At 66.1% G+C, this 23,993-nt stretch carries 22 protein-coding genes and 1 other RNA gene; 5 read left to right on the forward strand and 18 right to left on the reverse strand.

Annotation, left to right across the window (positions count from 1 at the left end; translation table 11 throughout):
• Window positions 1–53: 53 nt before the first annotated feature.
• The 15 genes from crcB to gyrA all read right to left on the reverse strand — a co-directional run bounded on the left by crcB (window position 54) and on the right by gyrA (window position 16,282).
• Window positions 54–440, reverse strand: a complete 387-nt coding sequence (gene crcB / locus AC07OX_RS09465; protein WP_062468679.1) for a fluoride efflux transporter CrcB — start codon at window positions 438–440, stop codon at window positions 54–56.
• A gap of 25 nt (window positions 441–465) precedes the next feature.
• Window positions 466–1,779, reverse strand: a complete 1,314-nt coding sequence (locus AC07OX_RS09470) for a TRAP transporter large permease (protein ID WP_495260524.1) — start codon at window positions 1,777–1,779, stop codon at window positions 466–468.
• Between the two features lie 22 nt (window positions 1,780–1,801).
• Complete coding sequence (locus AC07OX_RS09475) at window positions 1,802–2,335, reverse strand: TRAP transporter small permease (protein WP_095744336.1); 534 nt, start codon at window positions 2,333–2,335, stop codon at window positions 1,802–1,804.
• 3 nt (window positions 2,336–2,338) lie between these two features.
• A complete protein-coding gene (locus AC07OX_RS09480) occupies window positions 2,339–3,307 on the reverse strand; it encodes a TRAP transporter substrate-binding protein (RefSeq protein WP_062468673.1) in 969 nt (322 codons plus the stop codon).
• Window positions 3,308–3,469: 162 nt separating this feature from the next.
• Window positions 3,470–3,802: a ComEA family DNA-binding protein gene (locus tag AC07OX_RS09485; RefSeq protein ID WP_062468671.1), complete on the reverse strand. Its 333-nt coding sequence runs from the start codon at window positions 3,800–3,802 to the stop codon at window positions 3,470–3,472.
• 137 nt (window positions 3,803–3,939) lie between these two features.
• Window positions 3,940–5,127 carry a lipopolysaccharide assembly protein LapB gene (lapB, locus tag AC07OX_RS09490; RefSeq protein ID WP_495260523.1) on the reverse strand — a complete coding sequence of 396 codons (1,188 nt, stop codon included), beginning with the start codon at window positions 5,125–5,127 and terminating at the stop codon, window positions 3,940–3,942.
• Window positions 5,117–5,452 (reverse strand): LapA family protein, encoded by a 336-nt coding sequence (locus tag AC07OX_RS09495; RefSeq protein WP_495260522.1) that lies wholly within the window; start codon window positions 5,450–5,452, stop codon window positions 5,117–5,119. Before AC07OX_RS09495 ends, lapB begins: the two co-directional genes overlap by 11 nt.
• A 57-nt stretch (window positions 5,453–5,509) precedes the next feature.
• Window positions 5,510–5,836: an integration host factor subunit beta gene (locus AC07OX_RS09500; RefSeq protein WP_056582668.1), complete on the reverse strand. Its 327-nt coding sequence runs from the start codon at window positions 5,834–5,836 to the stop codon at window positions 5,510–5,512.
• Between the two features lie 80 nt (window positions 5,837–5,916).
• Window positions 5,917–7,605 carry a 30S ribosomal protein S1 gene (gene rpsA, locus AC07OX_RS09505; protein ID WP_062468664.1) on the reverse strand — a complete coding sequence of 563 codons (1,689 nt, stop codon included), beginning with the start codon at window positions 7,603–7,605 and terminating at the stop codon, window positions 5,917–5,919.
• Window positions 7,606–7,837: 232 nt separating this feature from the next.
• Window positions 7,838–9,856 (reverse strand): bifunctional 3-phosphoshikimate 1-carboxyvinyltransferase/cytidylate kinase, encoded by a 2,019-nt coding sequence (locus tag AC07OX_RS09510; protein WP_495260521.1) that lies wholly within the window; start codon window positions 9,854–9,856, stop codon window positions 7,838–7,840.
• A 1-nt stretch (window position 9,857) separates the two neighbouring features.
• Entirely contained in the window at window positions 9,858–10,751 is an 894-nt protein-coding gene (locus tag AC07OX_RS09515) for a prephenate dehydrogenase (protein ID WP_070064003.1), read from the reverse strand.
• A gap of 18 nt (window positions 10,752–10,769) precedes the next feature.
• A complete protein-coding gene (pheA, locus tag AC07OX_RS09520) occupies window positions 10,770–11,891 on the reverse strand; it encodes a prephenate dehydratase (RefSeq protein ID WP_062468655.1) in 1,122 nt (373 codons plus the stop codon).
• Window positions 11,892–11,915: 24 nt separating this feature from the next.
• Window positions 11,916–13,046 (reverse strand): 3-phosphoserine/phosphohydroxythreonine transaminase, encoded by a 1,131-nt coding sequence (gene serC / locus AC07OX_RS09525; protein WP_495260520.1) that lies wholly within the window; start codon window positions 13,044–13,046, stop codon window positions 11,916–11,918.
• 6 nt (window positions 13,047–13,052) lie between these two features.
• A complete protein-coding gene (locus AC07OX_RS09530) occupies window positions 13,053–13,640 on the reverse strand; it encodes a DUF2059 domain-containing protein (RefSeq protein ID WP_235926701.1) in 588 nt (195 codons plus the stop codon).
• Window positions 13,637–16,282 carry a DNA gyrase subunit A gene (gene gyrA / locus AC07OX_RS09535; protein WP_062468652.1) on the reverse strand — a complete coding sequence of 882 codons (2,646 nt, stop codon included), beginning with the start codon at window positions 16,280–16,282 and terminating at the stop codon, window positions 13,637–13,639. The genes AC07OX_RS09530 and gyrA overlap by 4 nt, the downstream gene beginning before the upstream one ends.
• Before the next feature lie 224 nt (window positions 16,283–16,506).
• Between gyrA and ompA the strand changes: the two genes are divergently transcribed.
• The 4 genes from ompA (at window position 16,507) to ssrA (ending at window position 19,086) form a co-directional block, all read left to right on the forward strand.
• Complete coding sequence (gene ompA, locus AC07OX_RS09540) at window positions 16,507–17,157, forward strand: outer membrane protein OmpA (protein ID WP_495260519.1); 651 nt, start codon at window positions 16,507–16,509, stop codon at window positions 17,155–17,157.
• A gap of 129 nt (window positions 17,158–17,286) precedes the next feature.
• Complete coding sequence (gene ubiG / locus AC07OX_RS09545; protein WP_070064006.1) at window positions 17,287–18,015, forward strand: bifunctional 2-polyprenyl-6-hydroxyphenol methylase/3-demethylubiquinol 3-O-methyltransferase UbiG; 729 nt, start codon at window positions 17,287–17,289, stop codon at window positions 18,013–18,015.
• On the forward strand, window positions 18,012–18,689 hold the full coding sequence (locus tag AC07OX_RS09550; RefSeq protein ID WP_495260518.1) for an HAD family hydrolase: 678 nt from the start codon (window positions 18,012–18,014) through the stop codon (window positions 18,687–18,689). The genes ubiG and AC07OX_RS09550 overlap by 4 nt, the downstream gene beginning before the upstream one ends.
• Window positions 18,690–18,701: 12 nt before the next feature.
• Window positions 18,702–19,086: a transfer-messenger RNA gene (gene ssrA, locus AC07OX_RS09555) on the forward strand.
• A 148-nt stretch (window positions 19,087–19,234) separates the two neighbouring features.
• On the opposite strand, the gene AC07OX_RS09560 is transcribed toward ssrA, so the two are convergent.
• Together AC07OX_RS09560 and AC07OX_RS09565 are read right to left on the reverse strand one after the other, a co-directional pair.
• Complete coding sequence (locus tag AC07OX_RS09560) at window positions 19,235–20,209, reverse strand: Bug family tripartite tricarboxylate transporter substrate binding protein (RefSeq protein ID WP_495260517.1); 975 nt, start codon at window positions 20,207–20,209, stop codon at window positions 19,235–19,237.
• Between the two features lie 58 nt (window positions 20,210–20,267).
• Window positions 20,268–21,587: an arylsulfatase gene (locus AC07OX_RS09565; protein ID WP_495260516.1), complete on the reverse strand. Its 1,320-nt coding sequence runs from the start codon at window positions 21,585–21,587 to the stop codon at window positions 20,268–20,270.
• 82 nt (window positions 21,588–21,669) lie between these two features.
• On the opposite strand from AC07OX_RS09565, the gene AC07OX_RS09570 reads away from it, so the two are divergent.
• Window positions 21,670–22,596, forward strand: a complete 927-nt coding sequence (locus tag AC07OX_RS09570) for a LysR family transcriptional regulator (protein WP_495260515.1) — start codon at window positions 21,670–21,672, stop codon at window positions 22,594–22,596.
• Between the two features lie 22 nt (window positions 22,597–22,618).
• Here AC07OX_RS09570 and AC07OX_RS09575 read toward each other — a convergent pair whose 3' ends face one another.
• Complete coding sequence (locus AC07OX_RS09575; protein WP_495260514.1) at window positions 22,619–23,989, reverse strand: FAD-binding oxidoreductase; 1,371 nt, start codon at window positions 23,987–23,989, stop codon at window positions 22,619–22,621.
• Between the last annotated feature and the right edge of the window lie 4 nt (window positions 23,990–23,993).

Raw genomic sequence — 23,993 nt, forward strand, 5'->3', positions numbered from 1 at the left:
CCTCTGGAGAGCCCCTGTCTATAACCGCAGGAGCACGGGCAGTTTTTTCGCTGTCACGAAGCCAGCACGAGTTGCACGCTGCGAATGCCCAGCCAGGTCAGCACCAGCGAGCCGCACAGGTGCAGCAGGCCGGTGCCCAGCGCCAGCAGCGGCCGTCCGCCGAGCAGCAGTGCGACCACTTCGGCCGAGAAGCTCGAGAAGGTCGTGAGCCCGCCGAGGAAGCCGGTGATGAGCAGCAGCCGCCACACCGGGTCGAGCTGCGGCAGCGCCTGGAAGACGGCCACCGCCACGCCGACGAGGTAGCCGCCGACGAGGTTGGCGGCCAGCGTGCCGTAGGGCACGGGGCCGCCGGTGTTGAGCCACAGGCCCAGGCCCCAGCGGGCGAGGGCGCCGCACGAGGCGCCCACGCAGATCGCTAGAACCGGCAGCAGAGGAGGCATCCGTTCCCTTGTCGTCGTCGCACTGTCATTTCTCCTTGCCCATCACCAGGTCGGGCAGGATCGTGACGATACCCGGGAACAGCGTGATCAGCGCGATGCACAGCACGAGGCAGAAGAAGAACGGAATCGCTGCCTTGGCGATCACGTTGCTGTCTTTTCCGGTCATGTTCTGCAGCACGAACAGGTTGAAGCCCACCGGCGGCGTGACCTCCGCGATCTCGACCAGCAGCACCACGAAGATGCCGAACCACACGAGGTCGAAGCCCGCCTTCTGGATCATCGGCAGCACCACCGCGCTGGTCAGCACGATCATCGAGATGCCGTCCAGCGCCGTGCCCAGCACCAGGTAGACCACCACCAGCGCGCCGATGAGCGCATAGGGCGACAGATGCATGCTGTCGACCCACTCGGCCAGCTCGCGCGGGATGCCGGTGAAGGCCATGGTCTTGGTCAGGAAGGCGGCGCCGGCCAGGATGAACATGATCATGCAGCTGGTGCGCGTGGCGCCCATGATCCCGTCCTTGAAGTTCTGCCAGGTCAGGCTCTTGCCGTAGGCCGCGATGGCCAGTGAGCCCAGCACCCCGAAGGCCGCGCACTCGGTGGCCGTGGCCCAGCCGGCGACCAGCACCCAGACGATGAACACGATCAGCAGCGCGCAGGGAATGAGGTTGCCTGAGAGCCGGATCTTTTCCCTGAAGGTGGTCGGCGGATCGGCCGGCGGCACCTGGTCGGGGTGGCGCAGGCTCCACCAGCCGATGTAGCCCGAGAACAGCAGCATCAGCAGGAAGCCCGGCAGGAAGCCGGCCAGGAAGATGCGGATGATCGAGGCGTCGGCCGCCACCGCGTACACCACCATGGTGATCGACGGCGGGATCAGGATGCCCAGCGTGCCGGCGGTGGCCAGCGAGCCGATGGCCAGCTTCTCGTTGTAGCCGCGGCGCTTGAGCTCGGGCAGCGCCACCTTGGCGATGGTGGCGCAGGTCGCGGCCGAGGAGCCCGAGACCGAGCCGAACACGCCGCAGCCGAGGATGGTGGTGTGCATGAGCCGGCCGGGCACGCGGTTGAGCCACGGCCTCAAGCCTTCGAACATCTCTTCGCTGAGCTTGGTGCGGAACAGGATCTCGCCCATCCAGATGAACAGCGGCAGCGCCGCCAGCTCCCAGCTCGCATTGCTTTCCCAGAAGGCCGAGAACAGATTCTTGCCGGGCAGGGTGTTGGTGAAGAAGGCCTGGCCGACCCAGCCGACGATGGCCAGGGTCATGGCGATCCACACGCCGCCGGCGAGCAAGAGAAGCATGATGCCGAGCAGCAGCGCGCCCGTCAGAAGGGTTTCGAGCATCGGTGTCTTTTGTTGTTGTCGTTCAGACGTCGGAAGAGAAGTCGCCCGCAGCATGGCGCTCTTCGACGGCGCGCTGGTAGCTGGGCTTCTCGCCGCGCACCACGCCGACGAGTTCATCGACCATGGCGATCAAGAGCAGCCAGCAGCCGATCACGAAGCTCGACTGCGGAATCCAGATCGGGATCACGAGCAGGCCCGTGGCCATCTCCTTGAACTCGTAGCTCTCGTAGGTGAAGCTGGTGGCCCAGTAGGTCAGGTAGGCGACGGAGACGGCGGCGATCAGCAGGCAGGCCACGTCGAGCACGCGGCGCACCTTCGGCGGCACGGCATCGAGCAGCAGCGTGACGCGCACGAAGTCGCCGTGCCGGAACGCATGCGCCATCGCGAAGAAGGCCGCCGCCGCGCACAGCCAGGCCACCGCGTCGTTGAGCCCGCTCACGTGCCAGTTCATCTGCCGGCCCACGCCGGCCACGATCATCAGCACGAAGATCAGGAAGACGCAGAACGCACCGAGCGCGCCGGCACCGTTGTACAGGCGGTCGAGGAATCGCCTCACGGCTTACTTCTTCTTGTAGGCGTCGACGATGGCGGCGCCATCGGCACCGGCGGCCTTGAGCCAGTCGGCCTGCATGATGCCGCCGACCTGGCGCATGTCGGTGTCCAGCTTGGGCGAGGGCTTGTGGATCTTCATGCCGCGCTCGGCCAGGAGGCGCTTGTATTCGTCGTTCTTCTCCTGCGCGACCTTCCAGCCACGTGCCTCGGCGTCGGCTGCGGCCTTGGTCACGGCGGCCTTGCCGGCGGCGTCGAGTGCATCGAAGGCCTTGGCGTTCACGAGGATTGCGTTCTTCGGAATCCAGGCCTGCGTGTCGTAGAAGTTCTTGATGTGCTCGAAGGTCTTGGTGTCGTAGCCGGTGGAGCCGGAGCTCATGTAGCTCTCGATCACGCCGGTGGCCATGGCGGCGCTGAGTTCGGCCTGCTGGATCTGCACGGGCTGCGCGCCGATGAGTTCAGCGATCTTGGCCGTGGCCGGGCTGTAGGCGCGCCACTTGATGCCGCGCAGGTCGGCCACCGAGCCGATCTCCTTCTTGGTGTAGATGCCCTGCGGCGCCCAGGGCACCACGAACAGCACCTTGATGCCTTGCGCGGCGAGCAGCTTGTCCATCGCGGGCTTGGAGGCGTCGTAGAGCTTGCGGGCTTCGGGATACGTGGTGGCCAGGAAGGGCACGCCGTCCAGCGCGTAGATCGGGTTCTCGTTGGCGTAGTTGGCCAGCAGGATCTCGCCGGCCTGGGCCTGGCCGCTTTGCACGGCGCGCTTGATCTCGGGTGCCTTGAACAGCGACGCGTTGGCATGCACCGTGATCTTCAGCTTGCCGCCGGTGGCCGCGTCCACGTCTTTCGCGAACTGCGTGATGTTCTCGGTGTGGTAGTTGGTCGCGGGGTAGGCGGTGGGCAGGTCCCACTTGGTTTGCGCGAAGGCGGCGGCGCCAAGGGTGAGGCCCGCCAGGGCAATGCCGAACTTGTGATTCATGGACGCGCTCCGGAATGTAGTCAAAGCTGAATGAAAGAAAAGCATACGTGCAAATTCCGGGCCATTCGCTGAGGCATTTCCCTGCCATGTGGTGTCGATGCGGCACCAGCTGCGGGCATGAAAAAACCGCCTCGAGGGCGGTTTCTTCGGTTCAGGGCGAGGTCACTGCTTGGCGGGTTTCGCCTCGGCCACCTTGGCGGCCTTGCTTGCCTTGGCCGGGGCCGCCGCGCCGTTGAAGCTCTGGCCGTTGACCGTCAGGCCCTCGGCCGACAGCTTGGCCGCGCTCTTCTCCTTCACGCCCTTCACGCGCTGCATGAGGTCGGGCCAGTCCTTGAACTCGCCTTCCTTGCGGGCGTCGAGGATGCGCTTGGACAGCGAGGGGCCGACGCCCTTGAGGCCGTCGAGGTCGGCGGCGCTGCCCTTGTTGGCGTCGACGGCAGCGAACGAGACGGCCGCGAAGCACATGGCGAGCGTGGCGATGACTTTCTTGAACATGGTGAAAACTCCCTCTTCAATCGTTGGTATGGCTATGCCGACAGGAATATCGGCTTCGGCTCAACGAGAGGGCGAACGCACCAGTTGACGTGAAAACGGGGCCCAAGGCCCCGTGTGACGATTGTTCTGAACCGTGGTCAGAGTTCTTCCACGCGCCGCGGCGGGTAGCTGTCCCAGGCCTGGCAGCCGGGGCAGTGCCAGAAGTACTGGTGCGCCTCGAAGCCGCAGGCCGCGCAGCGGTAGCGCATGAGCGGACGGGTGGCCTGGTCGAGCGCGCGTTGCACCTGCGGATGGAACTGCTCGTGCTCGAAACGCTCGCCGGCCAGCCAGCGCGATGCCGCGACGAGCGAGGGCTGGTGCGCGAGGTGGGCGATGTAGCTGTCGCGCGGCGTGGGGGCGGGTGCTTCGTCGGCGGGCGTGTCCGATGCCGTGCGGGCCGGCGTGCCGCCGAGCGCGATCAGCGCCTCGAGCACGTCGATCGACGGCGACTCGGCATAGCGCCGCTGCAGCAGCGCGAGCGCCTCGCCTTCGCGCTGCGCGGCCACGGCGGCCTTCTGCAGCGACGCGGCATACAGCGGCAGCGCCAGCGGTGCCGTGTCGCTGAGCCCTTCGAGCGTGTCGAAGGCCGCGGCGGCTTCGCCGTTGCGCAGCTGCAAGGTGGCGGTGTCGATGGCCGGGCGCGGTGCCTGCGGCGCCAGGGCGCGGGCCTGCGTGAGCAGGTCGCTGGCGCCCTGCAGGTCGCCGGCCGCGACGCATTCGTTGGCCTGCTCGCACAGGTGGTGGGCGCGGCGCGTGCTGTAGCTGGCCTGGTCGGACTCGTCGAGCTTCTGCGCCACATCGGCGGCCTGCGCCCATTCGCGCGAGCGCTCGTAGATCGCCAGCAGCGCGAGGCGGGCCTCGTTCTCGTAGCGCGTACCTTCGAGCTTCTGCAGCGCCGCTTCGGCGCGGTCGAGCAGCCCGGCGCGCAGGAAGTCTTGCGCCAGCGCATGCTGTGCGCGCTCGCGGTCGGCACGGCTCAGGTCGCCGCGACCCAGCAGGTGCTCGTGCACGCGCACAGCGCGCTGGTACTCGCCGCGGCGGCGGAACAGGTTGCCGAGCGCGAAGTGCAGCTCTTGCGTGTCGGGGTCGTTCTGCACGGCCTCGATGAAGGCGTCGATGGCCTGGTCCTGCTGCTCGTTGAGCAGGAAGTTCAGGCCGCGAAAGTAGGCCTTGGGCGCCTGCCGGTTCTCGAGCTTGAGCTGGCGGATGTCGAAGCGCGATGCGAGCCAGCCCAGCACGAAGGCGACGGGCAGGCCGATCAGCAGCCAGCTGGGATCAAAGTCCATGTTGACGTACGGCGGGAAGGTCGGTGGCGGAGATGGACGGCGTTGCCGCGGAGGCGGTCGCAGTGGCCAGCGGTGCGGGCGAGGGGGTTTCGGAAACCGCAGGCACCTGGGCCGCGGCGGCGCGGTGTTTCCACCAGCCGGGCAGCATGCCCAGCGCGCCGACCACGAGCCCGCCGGCAAAGGCCGCGAGCACGACGAGCACCAGCGGCGCGCGCCAGTGGGTTCCGAAGAAGAAGTAGACGGTCGCGTCGTGCTGGTTGTTCAGCGCGAAGGCGAAGAGCGTAAAAAAAATGGCTGCCTTGAGCAGCCACAGGAGGTATTTCATGCGCGTTCCCGTTGGCGGGACGATTCTACGTTTGGAGCCATCGGGACAGCCCTGCCATCAGGCCTTGCGGCCGGCAGCTTCCTTGCCTGCATCGAGCTCGGCGGTCTTCGCGTCGACGGCTTCGCGCAGCGCCTTGCCCGGCTTGAAGTGCGGCACGCGCTTCTCGGGGATCTGCACGCTCTCGCCCGAACGCGGGTTGCGGCCGATGCGCGGCGGACGGCGGTTGACCGAGAAGCTGCCGAAGCCACGGATCTCGATGCGATGGCCGCGCACCAGCGCGTCGCTCATGGCGTCCAGGATGGTCTTGACGGCGTATTCGGCATCGCGGTGCGTGAGCTGCGCGAAACGGGCTGCGAGTTCTTCGACGAGGTCTGAGCGGGTCATAGGCCAAACATAAACGAAAAACGTGGACGAAAAAAAAGACAGAGCGGCCCCGGGGGCCTGCCTCTGTCTTCGGACTCAGCTTACTTGTTGTCGCTGTTGTCGAGCTTGGCGCGCAGCAGGGCGCCCAGGCTGGTCGTGCCCGCGTTTTCGCGTGCCGACTGCTGGCTCAGGCTGGCCATGGCGCCTTGTTCGTCGACCATGTCCTTCTGCTTGATCGACAGCTGGATGTTGCGGGTCTTGCGATCCACATTCACCACGATGGCCGTGACTTCGTCGCCTTCCTTGAGCACGTTGCGGGCATCTTCGACGCGGTCGCGCGAAATTTCCGAAGCACGCAGGTAGCCGATGATGTCTTCGCCGAGGTCGATTTCAGCGCCGCGGGCGTCCACGGTCTTGACCTTGCCGGTCACGATCTGGCCCTTGTCGTTCACGGTGGTGAACGTGGTGAACGGATCGCTGTCGAGCTGCTTGATGCCCAGCGAGATGCGTTCGCGGTCGACGTCGACAGCCAGCACGATCGCTTCGACTTCCTGGCCCTTCTTGTAGTTGCGAACGGCGGTTTCGCCGGTTTCGTTCCACGAGAGGTCCGACAGGTGAACCAGACCGTCGATGCCGGCAGCCAGACCCACGAACACGCCGAAGTCGGTGATCGACTTGATCGGGCCCTTGACGCGGTCGCCACGCTTGGTGTTTTGCGCGAACTCTTGCCACGGGTTGGCCTTGCACTGCTTCATGCCCAGGCTGATGCGGCGCTTGTCTTCGTCGATTTCGAGGACCATGACTTCGACTTCATCGCCCAGCGAGACGATCTTGTTCGGAGCGATGTTCTTGTTGGTCCAGTCCATTTCGGAGACGTGCACCAGGCCTTCGATGCCGGGTTCGAGTTCGACGAACGCGCCGTAGTCGGCAATGTTCGTGACCTTGCCGAACAGGCGGGTCGATTGCGGGTAGCGGCGCGAAACGCCCATCCACGGGTCGTCACCCATTTGCTTGAGACCCAGCGAGACACGGTTCTTTTCGGTGTCGAACTTGAGGATCTTGGCGGTGATTTCCTGGCCGGCCTGAACGACTTCGCTCGGGTGGCGGACACGGCGCCATGCCATGTCGGTGATGTGCAGCAGGCCGTCGATGCCGCCGAGGTCCACGAACGCACCGTATTCGGTGATGTTCTTGACCACGCCACGGACCACAGCGCCTTCCTTCAGGGTTTCCATCAGCTTGGCGCGTTCTTCGCCCATGCTGGCTTCGACCACGGCACGACGCGACAGCACGACGTTGTTGCGCTTGCGATCGAGCTTGATGACCTTGAATTCGAGGGTCTTGTTTTCGTACGGGGTCAGGTCCTTGATCGGACGCGTGTCGATCAGCGAACCCGGCAGGAACGCGCGGATGCCGTTGACCAGGACGGTCAGGCCGCCCTTGACCTTGCCGCTGGTGGTGCCGGTGACGAAGTCGCCCGATTCCAGGGCCTTCTCGAGGGCGAGCCACGAAGCCAGACGCTTGGCGGTGTCGCGCGAGAGGATGGTGTCGCCGTAGCCGTTTTCAACGCTGCCGATGGCAACGGAAACGAAATCGCCGGCCTGGACTTCGAGTTCGCCCTTGTCGTTCTTGAACTCTTCGATCGGCACATACGCTTCGGACTTCAGACCGGCGTTGACGACGACGTGGTTGTGTTCGACACGCACGACTTCGGCGGTGATGACCTCGCCGCTGCGCATTTCGGAACGCTTCAGGGACTCTTCGAATAGGTCGGCAAAAGATTCAGACATTTATGGTTCCTTCCGTCAGGCAGGGTTGGCAGGCGCTCTTGCGAAATTGCGTGCGGCTGCTGTGGGTCTGTAGACGGCGGTTAGGTTGTGGGCGTGAGCCCGGTTGGTTGAACAACCAGCAGGCCGGTGCGCTGTCGCGCGGAAGGAGCCTGCTGGAGCGGTAGGCGCCACCCGGAACACCCGGGAGACGCAAGCCTTTCAAGCGGGCTTGAAAGGCTGCACTTCAATCCGCTCAAGCGGACTTGAACGGTTGAATTTCTTGCCACCAGTTCAACACCGTGTCGATCGAGTGTTCGATGGACAGCTGGGAGTTGTCGAGGTGGCGAGCGTCTTGCGCCGGCTTCAGAGGTGCAACGCTGCGGGAAGAGTCCCGGGCGTCACGTGCTTCCAAGTCGGAGCGAAGACTGTCGAGTGTAGTCGAAATACCCTTTGAAATCAACTGCTTATGCCGCCGTTCGGCGCGCTGGGCGGCTCCCGCCGTGAGGAACACCTTGAGCGCTGCGTCGGGGAAGATCACGGTGCCCATGTCGCGCCCGTCGGCCACCAGGCCGGGCAGGCGGCGAAAGCGGTGCTGCAGGTCTTGCAGCGCCTCGCGCACGGCGGGCAGCGCGGAGACGCGCGAGGCGTCCATGCCGGCGGCTTCGGTGCGGATGTCGTCGCTCACGTCTTCGCCGGCCAGCAGCACCTTGCCCTCGGTGAACTGCAGGGGCAGGGCAGCGGCGAGGGCGGCAATCTGCGCTTCGTTCGCGGCCGTGGCCTCCAGGCCGGCGCGGCGGGCGGCAAGCCCGGTCACGCGGTAGAGCGAGCCCGAGTCGAGGTAGCGGTAGCCCAGCAGGCGCGCGACTTCAGCCGCCAGCGTGCCCTTGCCCGAGGCGGTCGGGCCGTCGATGCAGATCACGGGCACTTCGGCGGCCTCGGCCACCGAGAACAGGGTCTCGAAGTAGTCGGGGAAGGTCTTGGCGACGCAGTGCGGCTCGAGGATGCGCACCGGCACGCCGGCCGGGTTGAAGGCCGCGAGCGAGAAGCACATGGCGACCCGGTGGTCGTCGTAGGTGCGGATGCTGGCGGGCCGCCAGCCGGCGGCGGGCAGCGGGTGGACGCGGATGAAATCGGGCCCGGCCTCGACCGTCGCGCCGAGCTTTTGCAGCTCGTTCGCCATGGCGTCGATGCGGTCGGTTTCCTTCACGCGCCAGCTCGCGATGTTGCGCAGCGTGGTGGGGCCGTCGGCGTACAACGCCATGACGGCCAGCGTCATGGCGGCGTCGGGGATGTGGTTCGCGTCGAGGTCGATGGCCTTCAGGGGCCAGGCGCCGCGGCGGATTTCGAGCCAGTTCGGGCCGCTGTCGACCCGCGCGCCCATCTGCTGGGCAGCGTCGATGAAGCGGATGTCGCCCTGGATCGAGGCCGCGCCGACACCTTCGATGCGGATTCCGTTCTGCCCCGAAACGCCCGTCGCAATGGCGCCGAGCGCTATGAAATAGCTAGCAGACGAGGCGTCCGCCTCGACGTGGATTTCGCCCGGCGAGCTGTAGCGGCTGCCGGCGGGGATGGTGAAACGCTCCCAGCCGTCACGCTGCACCGTGATGCCGAAGCGCGCCAGCAGGTTCAGCGTGATCTCGATGTAGGGCTTGGAGATCAGCTCGCCGACGACCTCGATCACGATGTCGTCGGCCGCCGCCAGCGGCAGCGCCAGCAGCAGGGCGGTCAGGAACTGGCTCGACACGTCGCCGCGCACGCGGATCGGTGCGCCGAGCGCCAGTTCGTCGTGCGACACCGGGTGGATGCGCAGCGGCGGGTAGCCGGGGTTGCCGAGGTAGTCGATGCGGCAGCCCAGCTGCGTGAGCGCGTCGACCAGGTCGCCGATCGGTCGCTCGTGCATGCGCGGCACGCCGCTGAGCTCGAACTCGCCGCCGAGCAGCGACAGCGCCGCCGTCAGCGGACGCATGGCGGTGCCGGCGTTGCCCAGGAACAGCGGCAGCAGCGTTGCGCCCAGCGACGGCGGCAGCTGGCCGCCGAGGCCGGTGATGCGCAGCGAACTGCCCGCCGGCTCGATGCCGCAGCCCAGCGCGCGCAGGGCGTCGAGCATCACGCGCGTGTCGTCGGAATCGAGCAGGTCGTGGATCGTGGTGGTGCCGCTGGCCAGCGCCGCCAGCAGCAGCACGCGGTTGGAGATGCTCTTGGAGCCCGGCAGCCGTACCGTGCCGGCAGCGCCCGCGAGGGGCGGGAGGTCGAGGAAGGCGGTCGAGAACATGTCAGCTGTCCTGCTGGGCCAGAGCGTCCGTGCTCGAATTCGGCCGCCAGGCGGCGCGCGCCTTGCTGGCGGCGGCGATGGATTGCTCCAGCCCCTGCAGGTCGCCGGCGGTCATCAGGGCTTCGAGGTCTTCCAGCGCCTTGCGGAAGGCCTGCGACTGCTGCAGCACCTGCTCGCGGTTGGCGAGCAGCACGTCGCGCCACATGACGGGGTCGCTGGCGGCGATGCGCGAGAAGTCGCGAAAGCCCGGTCCCGCGAGGCTCAGGAAGCGGTCGCCCTGCGGCTGGCCGATGAGGGCGTTGGTGTAGGCAAAGGCCAGCAGGTGCGGCAGGTGGCTCACGGCGGCGAAGGCGGCGTCGTGCTCTTCGTGCGTCATGGTGACGACGTTGGCGCCGATGCCACTCCATACCTGCGAGGCGCGCTGCACGTTCGAGCGCAGCGTGGTCTTGACCGGGGTCAGCACAACCTGGCGGCCGGTGAACAGCGAGGCTTCGGCGTGCTCGATGCCGGAGACTTCCTTGCCGGCGATCGGATGCGCCGGCACGAAGTTCGCGAATTGCTTTTGCAGGCCGTTGCGCGCGGCTTCGATCACGTCGCCCTTGGTCGAGCCCACGTCCATCACCAGCGTGTCGGCCGAGATGCCATGGCGGATCGCCTTGAAGGTGGCTTCAGAGGCGGCCACCGGCACGGCCAGCAGCACGATGTCGGCACCCGACACCGCCAGCAGCGCCGAGGGCGCCGCCACGTCGATCACGCCGAGCTGGCGCGCCCGTTCGGTGGTGGAGGGCGACTTGCTGTAGCCCACCACGCGTTTCACCAGCTTCGCGCGCTTGAGCGCGAGCGCAAAGGAGCCGCCCATGAGGCCGCAGCCGATCAATCCCAGTTGCTCGAACATCGCGTCGGTCCGTTCGGCTCAGGCTTTGATCGGGTAGGCGCCGAGCACCTTGTAGAAGGCGCACAGGCCGCGCAGTTCGGCCAGCGCCGCCGCCACGTTGGGCTGCGAGGGGTGGCCGTCGAGGTCGATGTAGAAGTAGTACTCCCACTGGCCGGTACGTGCGGGGCGCGACTCGAAGCGCGTCATCGACACGTTGTTGGCCTTGAGAGGCACCAGCAGGTCGTGCACCGCGCCGGGGCGGTTGGGCACCGAGACGATCAGGCTCGTGCAGTCCTTGCCCGAGGCCGGCGGCATGGCCAGCGTCTGCGGCAGGCAGATCACCGAGAAGCGGGTGCGGTTGTACGAATCGTCCTGGATGGCGTGCGCCACGATGTGCAGGCCGAAGCGCGTGGCGGCGCGTTCGCCGGCCAGCGCGGCCCAGGCCGGGTTGGTGGCGGCGAGCCGGGCGCCTTCGGCGTTGCTCGACACGGCGCGCCGCTCGGCGTTGGGCAGGTGCTTGGACAGCCAGGTCTGGCACTGCGCCAGCGCCTGCGGGTGGGCCAGCACGGCCTCGACGCCTTCGAGCGAATTGCTGCTGCGCATCAGGTGATGGCGCACCAGCAGGCTGACTTCGCCGACGACGTGGGTGGGCGAGTGCAGGAACAGGTCGAGCGAGCGCGTGACCACGCCTTCGGTGGAGTTCTCGACGCCGACCACGCCGTACTGGGCGCTGCCCGCGGCGGTGGCGTGGAACACCTCGTCGAAGCTGGCGCAGTAGATCAGGTCCGCGGCGCCGCCGAAGTACTCGATGGCGGCCTGTTCGCAGAAGGTGCCCTCGGGGCCGAGCACGGCCACGCGCTGAGGCGACTCGAGGGCCAGGCAGGCCGACATGATCTCGCGCCAGATGGCCGCGACATGGAGGTCCTTGAGTGGACCGCCATTGCTTTTCTGCATCTTGTCGATGACCGCGGCGACGCGGTCGGGGCGGAAGAAGGGCGTGCCTTCGCGCTTCTTGACCTCGCCGACCAGCTCGGCCACATGGGCGCGCTCATTGAGCAGGCTCAGCAGCCGTTGGTCGAGGGAGTCGATCTGCACGCGCAGACCGGCCAGGCTTTCGGAATTGTCGGGGGTGGTGGGTGGTGTGGGGGCAGAGGCGGTCATCGGTGCGAGCAACAGGGCATGCGCCTACGCATGCGATCGCTCGAATTCTCTCATGTAGGCCACCAGGGCCTGCACCCCTGCCAGCGGCATGGCGTTGTAGATGCTCGCACGCATGCCGCCGACCGACTTGTGCCCCTTGAGCTGCAGCAGCCCGGCTTCGCGCGCGCCGGCCAGGAAGGCTTCGTTGCGCCCCTCGTCGGCCAGGAAGAACGGCACGTTCATGCGCGAACGGCAGTTGGCGTCGATGCGGTTGGCGTAGAAGTCGGAGCCGTCGATGAAGTCGTACAGCAGCTTCGCCTTCTCGACATTGCGCTGCTCCATGGCGGCAACGCCGGTGAGCGCGCCCTCGGTCTGCTGCAGCAGCCACTGGAACGTGAGCCCCGCCATGTAGATGCCCCAGGTCGGCGGGGTGTTGTACATGGAGTGGTTGTCGGCCACGGTCTTGTAGTTGAACGCGCTCGGGCAGATCTCGAGCGCGTGCCCCAGCAGGTCGTCGCGCACGACCACGATGGTCAGGCCGGCGGGGCCGAGGTTCTTCTGGGCGCCGCCGAAGGCCAGGCCGACGCGGCTCCAGTCGACGCTGCGCGAGGCGACGTGGGAAGAAAAATCGATGACCAGCGGCGCCTTGCTGCCGAGCGCGGCCAGGTCGGGCAGTTGCTGGAACTCGATGCCGTTGATGGTCTCGTTGCTGCACACGTGCACGTACGAGGCGTCGGCGGACAGCTGCCAGCTCGCGGGGGCGGGCAACTGCGTGTGCTGGTTGTCGGCGTTGCTGGCCGCCACGCGGGCGGTGCAGTAGCGCTGCGCTTCCTTGTGCGACTTGGCGCTCCAGCTGCCGGTGACGACGAAGTCGGCAACGCCGCCGCGCGACAGGTTCAGCGGCACGATGGCGTTCTCGCCGAGGCCGCCACCCTGCATGAACAGGATGTGAAAGTGCGAGGGGATGGCCAGCAGCGTGCGGATGTCGGCTTCGGCCTGGGTGCAGATGGCACCGAATTCCTTGCCGCGATGGCTCATCTCCATCACGCTCATGCCGCTGCCCTGCCAATCGAGCATCTCGGAAGCGGCGCGTTGCAGCACCGCCTCCGGCATGGCAGCCGGACCGGCCGAAAAGTTGTAGGGGCGCTTGCCGGCCGGCGTCTGCTGCTGGGTCACGTTGCTTTACTTCTTGGCGGGAGCCTTGGCGGCGGGCGCCTTGGCGGGAGCTGCTGCACCGTCGGTCGGAGCACCGAGGGCCTTGGCGACGTTGGTGTCGAGTGCGCGCATCTTGGGTTCGATGGTGGCGCGGGTTTCGGTCACCAGCTTTTCCGTCAGAGCGGTCTGCATCTTCGGGTTCAGTTCCTGGTACTTCTTGCTCAGGGGCGAGTTGATCCAGGCCAGCAGCTGCTTGAGTTCGTCTTCGCTGAAGTTCTGCTCGAGGATGGGCGTGAGGGCGCCAGGGGCGATCTGCACGGCCTTGTCGCGCACCAGCGGGTAGGCGTCGTCGAAGTACTTCTTCAGCTCGGCGTCGGCGGCCTTGGCGGCGGATTCGCGCTTGGCTTCGGGCACCTGGGTCTGCAGGTACTGCGAACCGGCTTGCGCGATGGGGGCGCTCGACTGCTCGATCAGGCCGCGTGCCAGCGACTCGATGCCGGGGCGCTGGATCTCGATGAACTGCTTGATCAGCGTGGCCTTGTCCTGGGCCATGGCGGCCATGGACGAGCCGGCGAGGGCAGCGGTCAGGAGTGCGAGCTTGAGTTGTTTTTTCACTGAGGATTCTCCGTTGAAGATGTGGAAGTGTCGTCTGCGTCCGGCTCACCTTCGCCGTTCGCGTCGTTTTCGACGATGCGTTGAAGCCCGCTGAGTTTGGCGCCTTCGTCGAGCCCGATCAGCGTGACGCCTTGCGTCGCCCGACCCAGTTCGCGAATCTCGGCCACACGGGTGCGCACGAGCACACCCTTGTCGGTGATGAGCATGATCTCATCGTCCGCATGAACGAGCGTGGCGGCAACGACCTTGCCGTTGCGCTCACTCTGTTGAATCGCGATCATGCCTTTGGTTCCGCGGCCATGACGCGTGTATTCGGTAATGCTTGTGCGTTTTCCGTAACCATTTTCGGTGGCGGTGAGCACGCTCTGCTGCTCGTCCTCGGCCACCAGCATGGCGATCACGCCCTGGCCCGGCTCCAGCGACATGCCGCGCACGCCGCGGGCGTTGCGGCCCAGCGGGCGGACGTCTTCCTCGTCGAAGCGCACGGCCTTGCCGTTGTCGCTGAAGAGCATCACGTCGTGCTTGCCGTCGGTGAGCGCCGCGCCGATGAGGTAGTCGCCTTCATCGAGGTTCACGGCAATGATGCCGCCCTTGCGCGGGTTGCTGAATTCGTCGAGCGCCGTCTTCTTGACCGTGCCCATCGAGGTCGCCATGAACACGTACTGGTCGGCCGGGAAGTTGCGCTTCTCGCCGGTGAGGGCGAGGGCGACGTTGATCTTCTCGCCTTCCTGCAGCGGGAACATGTTGACGATGGGGCGCCCGCGCGAACCGCGCGAACCCGCCGGCACTTCCCACACCTTGAGCCAGTACAGCCGGCCGCGGTTGGAGAAGCACAGGATGTAGTCGTGCGTGTTGGCGATGAAGAGCTGATCGATCCAGTCGTCGTCCTTGGTGGACGTGGCCTGCTTGCCGCGCCCGCCGCGCTTTTGCGCGCGGTACTCGCCCAGCGGCTGGCTCTTGATGTAGCCGCTGTGCGAGAGCGTGACGACCATGTCGGTCGGCGTGATCAGGTCTTCGGTCGAGAGGTCGTAGGCACTGTGCTCGACCAGGCTGCGGCGCGCGCCGATCTTCGACTGGCCGAACTCCTGCTTGATCTCGCCCAGCTCGTCGCCAATGATGATCGAGACGCGCTCGGGCTTGGCCAGGATGTCGAGCAGGTCGTCGATCTCGGCCATGACGTCCTTGTATTCGGCGACGATCTTGTCCTGCTCGAGGCCGGTCAGGCGCTGCAGACGCATCTGCAGGATTTCCTGCGCTTGCGTTTCCGACAGGCGGTACAGGCCGTCGCCGCCCATGCCGTACTCGCGCTCCAGGCCCTCGGGGCGGTAGTCGTCGGCGTTGATCACGCCGCCGTCGGCGCGCGAGCGCGTGAGCATTTCGCGCACCAGCTTGCTGTCCCAACTGCGGGTCATGAGCTCGGCCTTGGCGACCGGCGGGGTGGGCGACTCGCGGATGATGCGGATGAACTCGTCGATGTTGGCCAGCGCCACCGCCAGGCCTTCGAGCACGTGGCCGCGTTCGCGGGCCTTGCGCAGCGTGAAGACGGTGCGGCGCGTGACCACTTCGCGGCGGTGCTGCAGGAAGACCTCGATCAGGTCCTTCAGGTTGCACAGCTTGGGCTGGCCGTCGACCAGCGCCACCATGTTGATACCGAAGGTGTCCTGCAGCTGCGTCTGCTTGTAGAGGTTGTTGAGCACCACCTCGGGCACTTCGCCGCGCTTGAGCTCGATCACCAGGCGCATGCCCGACTTGTCGGACTCGTCCTGGATGTGGCTGATGCCCTCGATCTTCTTCTCGTGCACCAGCTCGGCCATGCGCTCCTGCAGCGTCTTCTTGTTGACCTGGTAGGGGAGCTCGTCGACGATGATCGCCTGGCGCTGGCCGCGGTCGATGTCCTCGAAGTGGCACTTGGCGCGCATCACCACTTTGCCGCGGCCGGTGCGGTAGCCGTCCTTCACGCCGTTGATGCCGTAGATGATGCCGGCGGTGGGGAAGTCGGGCGCCGGCACGATTTCCATCAGTTCGTCGATGCTCGCCTGCGGATTGCGCAGCAGATACAGGCAGGCATCCACCACTTCATTCAGGTTGTGCGGCGGGATATTGGTGGCCATGCCGACCGCAATACCGCCGGAGCCATTGACCAGCAAATTCGGCAGCTGGCTGGGCAAAACTTTCGGTTCTTTTTCGGAGCCGTCGTAATTGTCCTGAAAGTCGACAGTTTCCTTGTCGATATCGGCCAGCATTTCGTGCGCAATTTTGGCCAGCCGGATTTCCGTATAACGCATTGCGGCGGCGTTGTCGCCGTCGACCGACCCGAAGTTGCCCTGGCCGTCGACCAGCATGTGGCGCATCGAGAAGTCCTGGGCCAGCCGGACGATGGTGTCGTAGACCGACTGGTCGCCGTGCGGGTGGTACTTACCGATCACGTCACCGACGATACGGGCCGACTTCTTGTACGGCCGGTTCCAGTCGTTGTTGAGCTCGTGCATCGCGTACAGCACGCGCCGGTGCACCGGCTTGAGGCCGTCGCGGGCGTCGGGAAGCGCCCGGCCGACGATCACGCTCATGGCGTAATCGAGGTAGCTGCTGCGCATTTCCTCTTCGAGACTGATGGGCAGGGTTTCTTTGGCGAAGGAGGTCATGAGCAAGAGGCTGGCGGCAGGAAGGCGAAATTTTACGCTGTGAGGGGTGTCGCACCGCCGCAACACAAGGGCTCTATTCCGCCTCCGTCCTACGCTTCAGGGGCGTCCAGCGGCCTGTTTGCCAAAGACCCTATGGCACAATCGTCTCAACGTTTTGGGTGGTGGTCACTTAAAGCGTCCTTGATTCGCAGCGCGGCTGCGGCTTTTTCCCCAAGAGGAGAACCATGAAGAAACTGAATAAAGTGGCGATGATGTTTGCAGTCGCTGCGCTCGCCACTGCCGCCGGCGCGCAGACCCGTGTCACCGCTGCGAACGGCGGTCCTACGATCGACAACTGGCAAAACGGCACCGGCGAACTGGTCTGGAAGAACGGCACGAACGAACTGTGCTGGCGCGATGCCAACTGGACGCCCGCAACGGCTGCCGCCGGTTGCGACGGCGCCCTGGTTCCGGCTGCTCCGGCTGCTGTGCCCACCGCTCCTGGCGTGGCTCCCGTGGCTCCCCCGGCTCAAGTCGCTGCTTCGAAGGTCACCTTCGCTGCTGACGCCTTCTTCGACTTCGACAAGTCGGTGCTGAAGCCCGAAGGTCGCGCCAAGCTGACCGACCTGGTCGAGAAGATCCGTGGCGTGAACCTCGAAGTCATCATCGCTGTGGGTCACACCGACTCCATCGGTACCGACACCTACAACCAGCGTCTGTCGGTGCGTCGCGCCGAAGCCGTCAAGGCCTTCCTGGTCTCGAAGGGCATCGAACGCAACCGCGTCTACACCGAAGGCAAGGGCGAGAAGCAGCCTGTGGCTGACAACCGCACCAAGGAAGGCCGCGCCAAGAACCGTCGCGTGGAAATCGAAGTGGTTGGCACCCGCGCCAACTGATCGATCGATTCCATCGACGAATGAAAACCCCGCCTCGGCGGGGTTTTTTTATGCCTGCCGTATTTGCGGCCGTGCCTGAGGCAAGCCCATTGCGTTCGAGCCGGGCTTTGCTCGCTTCATAATTGCCCCATGACAGAAAACGTGAATGCAGACCCGGCCGAACTGGCCAAGTTTTCGGAACTCGCACACCGGTGGTGGGATTTGGAGAGCGAATTCCGCCCGCTGCACGAAATCAATCCATTGCGGCTGGAATGGATTGACGGTATTGCGCCTATTTCGGGCCAGCGCGTGGTCGATATCGGCTGCGGCGGCGGCATCCTGGCCGATTCGATGGCGCGCAAGGGCGCCGACGTGCTGGGCGTCGACCTCGCGACCAAGGCGCTCAAGGTCGCCCAACTGCACGCCCTCGAAGCCGGGACGCGCGGCGTCAAGTACCGCGAAATCAGTGCCGAGGCGCTCGCGGCCGAGCAGCCCGGCAGCTTCGATGTGGTCACCTGCATGGAAATGCTGGAGCACGTGCCTGATCCGGCGTCGGTGATCCAGGCCTGCGCCACGCTGGTGAAGCCGGGCGGCTGGGTGTTCTTCTCGACCATCAACCGCAACCTGAAGTCCTTCATGCTGGCGATCGTGGGCGCCGAATACGTCCTGGGCATGCTGCCGCGCGGCACGCACGAGTATCCGAAGCTGATCCGCCCCAGCGAGCTGGCCGGCTACTGCCGCGCTGCCAGCCTGGACCTGCGCCACACCCGGGGCATGGAATACAACCCGCTGACCCGCCGCTACTGGCTCAGCGCCGACACCAGCGTCAACTACCTGTTCGCGACCCAGAAGCCGGCGCTGCCGGAGGCGCAGGGATGATGAAGATCGGGAGCACGACCACACAGGCCATCCTGTTCGACCTCGACGGCACGCTGATCGACAGCGCGCCCGACCTGGGCGCGGCGGCCGACAAGATGCGCACCGACCGCGGCCTGGCGCCTTACCCGCTGGAGCGCTACCGCCCGATGGCCGGCGCCGGCGCGCGCGGCATGCTCGGCATCGCCTTCGGCATCACGCCCGAGGCGCCGGAGTTCGACGCGCTGCGCGAGGAGTTCTACGTCGGCTACGAGCGCCGCATGCTGCTCAACACCCTGGTGTTCGACGGCGTGGCGCCGCTGATCGAGGCGATCCGCGAGCGCGGCCTGCGCTGGGGCGTGGTCACCAACAAGTCGGCCCGCTTCACCGAACCGCTGACCGCCGCGATGCCGCTCTTCGCGAGCGCGGGCGCGATCGTGAGCGGCGACACCACGCCTTTCGCCAAGCCGCACCCCGAACCGCTGCACGAGGCGGCGCGCCGTCTCGGCGTGGTGCCCGAGGCCTGCATCTACGTGGGAGACGACGAGCGCGACATCATCGCGGGCCGCGCCGCGGGCATGGGAACCGTGGCGGCCACCTACGGTTACATGGGTTCGCAGGCCGATGCGGCGCTGTGGAAAGCCGATGCCTCAATCTCTTCGCCCCTGGAGCTCTTGAAGTTACTCAATAGCGCCTAAAATGAGTCGCTTGGGGCTGCACTGGTTTCGACGTGGGTTCGGAGTCGCAGCGGGGCATGTCGAGCTGAATGCGCTCGTAAAACAGATTCAAACAAACTAACTGCAAACGACGAACGTTTCGCACTCGCTGCTTAATTGCCAGTGAGCCTTGCAACAGTTGGCCGATGGGCTGGGCAAGGGGGTCTGGAGCAATCCTGACCTCCCGGCTGCAAGGATAATTACATGGGCTGGCTCCGATCCGGGTACCTTGGGTCGGAGCGAGAAAATAGGGTGCTGGCGTCCGGTTTAGCGTGTGACTGCGCGACTCCGGAAGCGAGACTCAAATCAGATCACTACACATGTAGAACTGCGCGATGAAGGCTTGCGGACGGGGGTTCAAATCCCCCCAGCTCCACCACACAACGACCTAGGGCGTTCACTGAAATTCAGTGAACGCCCTTTTTCATTGGCGAGGCGGCTGTCGGTTGTGCTTCGCCGCCTCACTCAGCAGGCGGCTTCGTTCGGACGACCCCCGCGGTCTCATCGATGGGGTGCGCCCCACATCCCTAGTCGATCGCGATCTTGTTCTTCTTCACGAGGTCTGCCCAGCGCCGCATGTCGGTGTGGATGTAGTCGGCGGTCTGCTTCGCGCTGCTGGCTTCGGGAAACATGCCGACGTTCTCGAAGCCTTTCATGACCTCCGGGTCCTTCAGGGCTTGTGCCACCGCTTCGTTGAGGCGATCGCTTCGGTCTGCCGGGAGGCCCGTGCGCGCAGCGAGAACGAACCACTGGCTGGCCTCGAAGTTGGCGATGCCGGCTTCCCTGAGTGTCGGCACCTCGGGCAAGGAGGCAGAACGGGTCGCCGTGGAGACCCCATACGCCTTGAGCTTGCCGGACTTGACGTGCGGCAGAACGGGCGTGATGCCCAGTACGGCCAGGGGGATCTGTCCACCGATCACGTCGGTCACAGCCTGGTTGCCGCCTTTGTAGGGCACATGCGTCATCGTCACGCCTGTCAGTGCCTGGATGAGTTCCCCGGTCAGGTGCTGGCCGGTGCCGTTGCCGGAGGAGCCGTAGCTGTACTTGTCCGGGTGGGCGGATGCGTCTGCGAGCAAGGCCTTGAGGTCCTTGGGTGCATCGGGCCGTGCCGGTCCCACGAGGACCGTGGAGCCTTTGGCGAGCATGGCGATGGCGCTCATCTCCTTGCCGATCTGCGGCATCGGGATGCTTGTGAGCACCGGGCCGGGAACCGTCACCAGGGTGTAGCCATCGGCCGGCTGGGTTGCCACATACCGCAGCGCGAGCGAGCCCGTGGCACCGGGCTTGTTGTCGACCACGATGGGCTGGCCGAGCGTCGCTTCCAGCTTGCGGGCGACAAGGCGCGTGACAACATCGACGCTGCCCCCGGGTGGGTAGCCGACGACCCAGGTGATCGCTCGCGAGGGGTACTTCTCTTGCGCGAGCGTCGCAGAAGACGCCAGCGCCGTGAGTGCGCAGAAGATCAGAAAGAGGCCTCGGCGGCCGCCTGGATGCTTGGACATGGGGTGAGCCTTCTGGGACGGTGGAGAAATGCGCGAGCGCGTCGGGGATTCCGCGGCCTCAGTCCGGCGCGCCCGGCGCCGTGTGAGGATGTGCTGTCGCACTCTGATGGAAGGCGCGGACCATCCGCTGGATCGGCCCCAGGACCCACGTGTTGTAGACGAGCACATCCGACTCCTCCTTGGGGTCGCGCGTGATGTTGAAGAGATAGGGCGACTCGAGCTTGCCCTTGCCTTCGTTCACCTCGGGCTCCCAGTAGAAATGCAGCTTCCAGTCGCGCCATTTCACTGCGCGCAGTTCGTTCTTGATATGGAAGAGAAAGCCCTCGCGCAAGGATTTCTGTTCGCCGAGGAAGAAGGGCATCTGGTCCATGCCATCGATCGGCCTGTCCTCGGGAATGCGGGCGCCACCCGCGCGTGCCAGCGTGGAGAAGAGGTCGGTGACGTGCACGATCTCGTTGCTCACCCGGCCTGCGGCGATCTTGCCCGGCCAGCGCACGATGCACGGCACGCGCAGGCTGCCTTCCATGGCCGTGTGATAGGTGCCGCGCCAGGGGCCGGCCGTGCCGCGGTACGGAGCGCGGAACTCGGGGCCGTTGTCGCTCGCGAAGATGAAGAGGGTGTCTTCTGACATGCCGAGGCGCTCGATCTCGTCGATGACCTGGCCCACGCGGTGGTCCATCTCGACCATGGAATCGGCGAAGTCGCCATGGCCGGTGCGGCCCGCGAAATCGCGGTGAGGCAGGGTGGGGAAATGCAGGTGCGTGAGCGGCAGATAAAGGAAGAACGGCTTCTGTGCCGCGTGGTTGCGCTGGATGAATTCCAGAGACCGGTTCGTCAGCGTCTCGTCGATGCGCCGGCGCGAATCCAGGTTGTATTCCTCGACGTTCTGCGAAGGCGCACCGGCACGGCCCTGCATGATGTACGGGATGTCCGCCACGCTCGGGTCGTAGCCGACACTGGCCGTGAACTGGCTCTCGTCCGTGGTGCGCGGAATGCCGTACCACTCGTCGAATCCCCGGTCGCTCGGGAAGCGGCCTTCCACATCGCCCAGGTGCCATTTGCCGTAGTGCGCCGTCGCGTAACCCTGTGCCGAGAGCAACTGCGCCAGCGTGATCTCGCGGCGTGCCAGGCCCTGAGGCAGGCCGGGCGGCACCGACTGCAGGCAGCCCGTACGGATCGGGTGCCGCCCGCTCATCAGCGCGGAGCGCGTCGGCACGCAATCGCTCTCGACATTGAAGTTCTGCAGCAGAAGGCCTTGGCTGGCGAGCGCGTCGATGCGTGGCGTGGGCGCGCCCCGCAGCGCCCCGCCGCCGTAGCAGCCGAGCTCGCCCCAGCCGAGGTTGTCGGCAAGGATGAGAACGATGTTGGGTGGGTTCATGGAAGGACTCATTGCGACTGCAGTCTAGGAACGGCTAGGATTTGGGTGTTTCCATTTAGGAAGTTTTCGTTAACTTTTATTCATGTCCTTCTCGGCACGCGACCTCGACTACTTCCTGGAAGTGGCGCGCCATGGGCAGCTGGCCCGTGCAGCAACCAGCCTGACGGTGACGGCCGCGGCGCTTTCCAAGGCGATCCGCAGGCTGGAGGACGAGATGGGGCTCGGTCTCTTCGAGCGCTCGGGCCACGGCATGACGCTCACGCCGTTCGGCGTCGCGTTCCGCGAACGTGCGCAACGCATGAAGTCCGAGCACGACGAGGCGCTTCGTCATGCGGGCGACGTCCGCGCGGGACGTGCCGGGCTCATCCGTGTGGGCGCGACGCTGGCCGTCCTGGATGCCGTGCTTTCACCGGCGCTTGCGGCGCTGCAGCCCCGTCGTCCGGGCATGCATGTGCGCCTGGAAGTGGCGTCTTCGGACGAGTTGATCGACTGGACGCGCCAGGGCCTGCTCGATGTCGCCGTGATTCCGACCTATGAATCCATGCCGCACGGCCTGGTGCACGAGGACCTCCTGACCGATGCGCTCGTCGCCGTGGCGCGCGTGGGGCATCCGGTCTTTGCGCGCCGCCGTCTCGCGATGGGCGATCTGTCGAAGTTTTCCTGGGTGTTGCCGTCCGTTCATTCGGCTGCGCGCGCGAAGCTGGACGAGGTGTTTCGCTCTGCGGGCGCGACGCCGCCGCAAGGCGCGATCGAGGTGCACTTCAATGCGTCCTGGTCGCTGCCGGTGCTTGCAGCGACCGATCTGATGGGCATCGTCCCGGTCTCCGTGCTCGCACTGCCCCATGCCCGTGGCGTCAAGGTGATTCCCGTCGACGCGCTGTCGATTCCGAGGCGGATCTCGCTTTTCTCACGTCCGAATACTTATCGCTCCCCACTCCTCGAGGAGTTCGTGCAGGAGCTCAAGGCACTGGCGCCGGCGCAGCGAAGCAGCGCGGCGCGCAAGGGCTGACGGGCGCTCGCTGAGGCCGTCTTCAGTTCGCGGTCGTCGCCTTCACCGGCCAGTCGCGCAGCTTGCCCGGGTTCAGCAAGCCCATCGGATCGAAGCGCTGCTTCACCTCGATGACTTCCGGCGGCAGCGGCCCGCCGGCCTTGCCGTCTTCCACGATGTTCACGTGCGGGTTGTTGATGTGCACGTTGTGCGCACGGTGGATGTCGATGATCTCGTTCAGGCGATCCTCGGTGCTGAAGCGCACCAGCTGCAGCCCGCTGCAGGTCAGGAGCCCTGCCGCGTTGCGCAGGAACTCGACGTGCATCATGACCTCGCCGCCCAGCAGTTTCTCCATCTCGATGACCTGCTCGACATGCTTGCCGGGAATGAACCCGCTTTGCAGGTAGGTCAGCGTCGGGTCGATCTTCAGCGCGTGCAGCGTCGTGTGGTTCCAGGTGAACTCCATCAGCGTGCGGTTGCTCTTCTGCACCTCGGCCGCCGTCTTGCGGTAGCTCACGGTGCCACCGTGCGCCTGCACCAGCAGCATCATGGCCGGCTCGCTCTGCTCGGCCACCAGCGACAGCACGGTGTGGCAGCCCTTGGGCAGGTGCGTCGCCAGCTGCGCGAGGTGGTCGGCGATGGGCGCCGCGAAGAAGGTGACGCCGCGCTTCACGATGCCCGGCGCATGCGCGAGCTTGTCCGCGAAGTTCAGCGCGTTCTCGAAGTCGTCGAAGGTCACCAGCGTCTCGAGCCACGGATGCGCGGGCGCCAGTGCGATCTCCAGCTCCAGCACGAGACCGTTGGTGCCCCACAGGTGGTGCATGCGCATCGCTTCGGCGCCGCGCAGCTCGACCACCTGCGGCTCGGCCTCGATGGTCATCGCGCGAATGCCCAGCACATTGCCGGGGGCGCCCAGCGGCCCGTAGTTGATCGAGCCCACGCCGCCGAAGCCGCCGCCGAACAGGCCGCCCAGCGTCGCGCTGCGGTAGGTCGAGGGCACGCAGCGCATCTCCTGGCCGGTGGGTTTCGTCTGCTTCTCGAGTTCGCCCAGGCGGATGCCGGCCTGCGCGCGCGCCACGCCGGGCTGCACCCACAGGCAGGCGTTGTAGCCCGTCATGTCGAGCACCACGCCGCCGGCGAGCGGGGTGGTCTGGCCGTAGTTGCCGGTGCCGCTGCCACGAATGGTGATGGGCACGCCGCGGCGCGCGCAGGCGCCGACCACCGCGCGGATGTCTTCTTCGGTGCGTGGGCGCACCACCACGTCGGCGCGCTTGTCCTTCAGCTGGCGGGTGAGCACCGGGCTGAACCAGGAGAAGTCCTGCGAGAGGCGCGTGACGCGGCCTTCGTCGGTGATCCAGTCGAGGTCGGGGAGTTCGAGCAGCAGTTGCTCGATGGCGGAAGCGGGAGCGTTCATGGTC

Source organism: Variovorax sp. GW821-FHT09D07 (genome assembly GCF_059416345.1).

Excerpts from the sequence above, each read along its gene's own strand:
- crcB (WP_062468679.1), bottom strand. The coding sequence starts at position 440 with ATGCCTCCTCTGCTGCCGGTTCTAGCGATCTGCGTGGGCGCCTCGTGC.
- AC07OX_RS09470 (WP_495260524.1), bottom strand. The coding sequence starts at position 1,779 with ATGCTCGAAACCCTTCTGACGGGCGCGCTGCTGCTCGGCATCATGCTT.
- AC07OX_RS09480 (WP_062468673.1), bottom strand. The coding sequence starts at position 3,307 with ATGAATCACAAGTTCGGCATTGCCCTGGCGGGCCTCACCCTTGGCGCC.
- AC07OX_RS09485 (WP_062468671.1), bottom strand. The coding sequence starts at position 3,802 with ATGTTCAAGAAAGTCATCGCCACGCTCGCCATGTGCTTCGCGGCCGTC.
- lapB (WP_495260523.1), bottom strand. The coding sequence starts at position 5,127 with ATGGACTTTGATCCCAGCTGGCTGCTGATCGGCCTGCCCGTCGCCTTC.
- AC07OX_RS09495 (WP_495260522.1), bottom strand. The coding sequence starts at position 5,452 with ATGAAATACCTCCTGTGGCTGCTCAAGGCAGCCATTTTTTTTACGCTC.
- AC07OX_RS09500 (WP_056582668.1), bottom strand. The coding sequence starts at position 5,836 with ATGACCCGCTCAGACCTCGTCGAAGAACTCGCAGCCCGTTTCGCGCAG.
- rpsA (WP_062468664.1), bottom strand. The coding sequence starts at position 7,605 with ATGTCTGAATCTTTTGCCGACCTATTCGAAGAGTCCCTGAAGCGTTCC.
- AC07OX_RS09510 (WP_495260521.1), bottom strand. The coding sequence starts at position 9,856 with ATGTTCTCGACCGCCTTCCTCGACCTCCCGCCCCTCGCGGGCGCTGCC.
- AC07OX_RS09515 (WP_070064003.1), bottom strand. The coding sequence starts at position 10,751 with ATGTTCGAGCAACTGGGATTGATCGGCTGCGGCCTCATGGGCGGCTCC.
- pheA (WP_062468655.1), bottom strand. The coding sequence starts at position 11,891 with ATGACCGCCTCTGCCCCCACACCACCCACCACCCCCGACAATTCCGAA.
- gyrA (WP_062468652.1), bottom strand. The coding sequence starts at position 16,282 with ATGACCTCCTTCGCCAAAGAAACCCTGCCCATCAGTCTCGAAGAGGAA.
- ompA (WP_495260519.1), top strand. The coding sequence starts at position 16,507 with ATGAAGAAACTGAATAAAGTGGCGATGATGTTTGCAGTCGCTGCGCTC.
- ubiG (WP_070064006.1), top strand. The coding sequence starts at position 17,287 with ATGACAGAAAACGTGAATGCAGACCCGGCCGAACTGGCCAAGTTTTCG.
- AC07OX_RS09550 (WP_495260518.1), top strand. The coding sequence starts at position 18,012 with ATGATGAAGATCGGGAGCACGACCACACAGGCCATCCTGTTCGACCTC.
- AC07OX_RS09560 (WP_495260517.1), bottom strand. The coding sequence starts at position 20,209 with ATGTCCAAGCATCCAGGCGGCCGCCGAGGCCTCTTTCTGATCTTCTGC.
- AC07OX_RS09565 (WP_495260516.1), bottom strand. The coding sequence starts at position 21,587 with ATGAACCCACCCAACATCGTTCTCATCCTTGCCGACAACCTCGGCTGG.
- AC07OX_RS09570 (WP_495260515.1), top strand. The coding sequence starts at position 21,670 with ATGTCCTTCTCGGCACGCGACCTCGACTACTTCCTGGAAGTGGCGCGC.
- AC07OX_RS09575 (WP_495260514.1), bottom strand. The coding sequence starts at position 23,989 with ATGAACGCTCCCGCTTCCGCCATCGAGCAACTGCTGCTCGAACTCCCC.